Origin of the sequence: Acidisphaera sp. L21, from assembly GCF_009765685.1 — a bacterium.
GTDB lineage: Bacteria > Pseudomonadota > Alphaproteobacteria > Acetobacterales > Acetobacteraceae > LMUY01.
Map to the genome: position 1 here is coordinate 1 of NZ_LMUY01000105.1, position 2,842 is coordinate 2,842.

At 60.6% G+C, this 2,842-nt stretch carries 5 protein-coding genes; 1 reads left to right on the forward strand and 4 read right to left on the reverse strand.

Translation table 11 applies throughout. The features are described 5' to 3' along the window. Positions 1-60: 60 nt before the first annotated feature. A complete protein-coding gene (locus GSQ76_RS21580) occupies positions 61-1,173 on the reverse strand; it encodes a DUF3060 domain-containing protein (protein WP_216851206.1) in 1,113 nt (370 codons plus the stop codon). A gap of 160 nt (positions 1,174-1,333) precedes the next feature. Here GSQ76_RS21580 and GSQ76_RS21585 point away from each other — a divergent pair, with 160 nt between their 5' ends. Next, positions 1,334-1,501, forward strand: coding sequence for a hypothetical protein (locus tag GSQ76_RS21585; protein ID WP_158746190.1), 168 nt, complete (start codon positions 1,334-1,336; stop codon positions 1,499-1,501). Positions 1,502-1,545: 44 nt separating this feature from the next. On the opposite strand, the gene GSQ76_RS21590 is transcribed toward GSQ76_RS21585, so the two are convergent. From GSQ76_RS21590 to GSQ76_RS32830, 3 genes are read right to left on the reverse strand one after another with little or no spacing between them, the layout of a single operon-like run. Next, positions 1,546-1,950 (reverse strand): PaaI family thioesterase, encoded by a 405-nt coding sequence (locus tag GSQ76_RS21590; protein ID WP_216851207.1) that lies wholly within the window; start codon positions 1,948-1,950, stop codon positions 1,546-1,548. Positions 1,951-1,954: 4 nt separating this feature from the next. Further along, positions 1,955-2,476 (reverse strand): mismatch-specific DNA-glycosylase, encoded by a 522-nt coding sequence (locus GSQ76_RS21595; RefSeq protein ID WP_158746192.1) that lies wholly within the window; start codon positions 2,474-2,476, stop codon positions 1,955-1,957. 18 nt (positions 2,477-2,494) lie between these two features. Next, positions 2,495-2,830, reverse strand: coding sequence for a TetR/AcrR family transcriptional regulator (locus tag GSQ76_RS32830; RefSeq protein ID WP_408837048.1), 336 nt, complete (start codon positions 2,828-2,830; stop codon positions 2,495-2,497). Between the last annotated feature and the right edge of the window lie 12 nt (positions 2,831-2,842).

Here is a 2,842-nt window from a genome sequence, read left to right on the forward strand (position 1 = left end):
TCATAACCTGAAGGTCACAGGTTCAAATCCTGTCCCCGCAACCAAACACCCATACACTACTTACTGCGGTTGAGATTGCTGCGTAACCGCCGGCATCTCAGTGACGGATGCACCGCGTCCACCCTCTACCTTCATCCCGCTAGCGGTCGGGGTCACACCAGCACTTGCCGCTTGGCGGTCCGACGCGCCCAGGCGCTGCACGCGATAAGCTTTGCTGCCGGTGCCATTCGCCGACACAATCGGATCGGGCCCGGCACTCGTGATCAGAAACTGAACGATCGTGCTGTCACCGTCGATCGCGACACGGCTACCCGGCAGCAACTCGATTTCCACAATGTCGTTCGAACCCATCACCGACAAACTGCGGCAGTGGCCCTGTAAAACGAAGTTCGAACCACTGGCATTTATCTGCACATCCCGCCCGTCACACTGCTGCTCCCCGCCAGACGTGAGTTGCAGCGGTGCACGGCCGCCGGTGTCGGATGGTGCCGCTGAGGCGGGCGCAATCTGTGATCCCAGCCGCTGCTGTTGAATGACAGTGCTATTCGCGCCGGTCACCTCCGTGGTCGGCGGCGCGCCATCCGACTTTAAAAACCAGACGACTGAGTCGTGTGCACCTGGCACGCTGATCCGCCCCTGCGCCTGCATTTCGGCATGCACCGTGGTGCCAGTCCCCATCACGCTGACCGAGCGGCATCCGCCATGCAGCGTGAAGTCACCCCCATTGCCGTCCACCATGACATCGCGGTCGGTGCATTCCGCATCCGATGCCGCGCCAGCACTAAGGACGAGCGGAGGTCGACTGGCATTACTCGCCTCCCCGGCGATCGGCGCTGCGTCTGGGCCGACCACATCCTGCTGGCCCTCAATCGACACATTAGCCTCAATCGTTCCACCCAGCAGATGGTAACGCACGGAATTGCCATCGCCTTGCACATGAACCCGTGCGCCGGGCGCCAATTCTGCCTGCACTTGGTTCTGATTCCCGCGCACGGTGAGTGACCGGCAAGCACCATGGAATGCCACATGCCTGCCGTCTCCGGTGACTGATGCATCGCTATTCGCGCAATCGATCGCCTCAGACTGCGCCGAAACCGGCTGGGCTCGGGCAGACGCCGATAATGCCAGCAGCACGGCGATGGACACGGCTGGAATGGTCGCAGTCCTCGGCATGTCGAAACCTCCGTGTTGAGCAGGCAACGCGGTCGTAACCACTCGGTTCCGAGCCACTTTTCCCGAGCAACAAAGGGGGAAACTAAGTTCGGAACGACACGTTCAAACCGCGATGCTGACGTTACTTGATATCCACCGAACGATTCGGGAGCCTATTGCCATGAATATGAAAATGCCGACCAAGCTGATCGTTGTCGCGCTGGGCGCTATTGCCTTAGCCGGCTGCGTCACCAGCACGCCCACCCCAGTCGCAGCTCCGCCTGTTATCGTGCAGACGCCGGCTGCAACGACCCCGCCGTCGGTCGTCGTAACGCCACGCGCCTACTAACGCATTTGACCGGGGGCGCGCATGCGTGCGCCCCCGGCTATGACTCACGCCGGTTCGGCTGCGCCGCCGGGTTTGCGACTGGTAGTTTTGAAGACGCCGCTGGCCTTGGCGACCAATTCGCCATCTTCGGTTCGCGCGTCTGCTTCGGTAAAGATGATGCTGCGTCCGGCCCGGGCCACTCGGCCAATCGCATGCAGCTTGCCCCGCCCCGGGGATAGGAAGCTGACCTGCATGTCGAGTGTTATTACCGACACACCGCTGTTGTGCCGCGCTGCCGTCCCCATTGCGACGTCGAGCAGCGTGCAGACTAGCCCACCATGCGCGATACCAAACTGGTTGCCGTGCTCGGGCTTCAGTTCGACGCGCAGATGCGTCTCCCCGCCGGTTATCTCGATCGGTTCGATGTTGCAGTAGCTGACGAACGGGATTGAAGTGCCAAAAATATCCATGGCCTCAGCGTAACCCATCGAGGTATTTCGCCAACTCCCGCCAAGGCTTGATCGACCAAAATCCACTGGCCGCGCCAGATGTGGATGGCAAAATCGCTATTATCTGTCCGGGAATAGCGGATTGGCTCTGCACACCATACGCAACGGCGCTGCTTTGCAGGCCCATAAACACCCTGGCCGCTTTCATTCCATTAAATGCCACGATTGTTGGTGCTGCAGCGGCAATAGCAGCACCAAAGCGCACAACGTCAAACGACCCAGCCGCCAAATCGACATCGGCTCCAAATCCCGTCTTCGACAAATCAGTCAGCCCGATCCCGTAATTCAGCAGGTCGGGAAAGTTCTCAGGCGTCAATTGCGTCGGAGTGAGGCCGATCGTGTGCAATGTCCGCCAGAATTTATTGCCTGGCCCCGCATAATATGCACCCGCCTTCCTGGACGCTGCGCCGGCGGCAGTGCCGCAAAACACCACCTTCAAACCGGGGCGCAGCAGATCGGGCAAGATATCGGTAGCATCCTTGCACATGGGTGACTCCTTCCACCTTCAGCCTTTCCTCCGCGCCGATGTGGCGGACAAGACCTTGTATGGCCCAAAAACATACGAACCGCTCCGGTGATGACGATTGACCGGCGCAGCTACGGCCTCGCCGATGCGACGCAATCCAAGCTCAGGATCCGCCAACACGGCCACGTCGGCAACGATATCCATCACTGGAGATGCGCTCCATACCCGCTCCACCACGGCGTGAAACAGCGCCTCCCTACCCTTTGGAAACTGGTTATAAAGCGTCCGCCGGGCCGCGCCTGCCTCCTGCGCAACGAGGTCCATGCGGCTGCCCTCGGTATCTCTCCGTATGAGGCCGCCTGGTATCCGGCGCATGACTGGGGGAGG

Coding starts and splice junctions, on each gene's coding strand:
- GSQ76_RS21580 (WP_216851206.1), bottom strand. CDS start 1,173: ATGCCGAGGACTGCGACCATTCCAGCCGTGTCCATCGCCGTGCTGCTG.
- GSQ76_RS21585 (WP_158746190.1), top strand. CDS start 1,334: ATGAATATGAAAATGCCGACCAAGCTGATCGTTGTCGCGCTGGGCGCT.
- GSQ76_RS21590 (WP_216851207.1), bottom strand. CDS start 1,950: ATGGATATTTTTGGCACTTCAATCCCGTTCGTCAGCTACTGCAACATC.
- GSQ76_RS21595 (WP_158746192.1), bottom strand. CDS start 2,476: ATGTGCAAGGATGCTACCGATATCTTGCCCGATCTGCTGCGCCCCGGT.
- GSQ76_RS32830 (WP_408837048.1), bottom strand. CDS start 2,830: ATGCGCCGGATACCAGGCGGCCTCATACGGAGAGATACCGAGGGCAGC.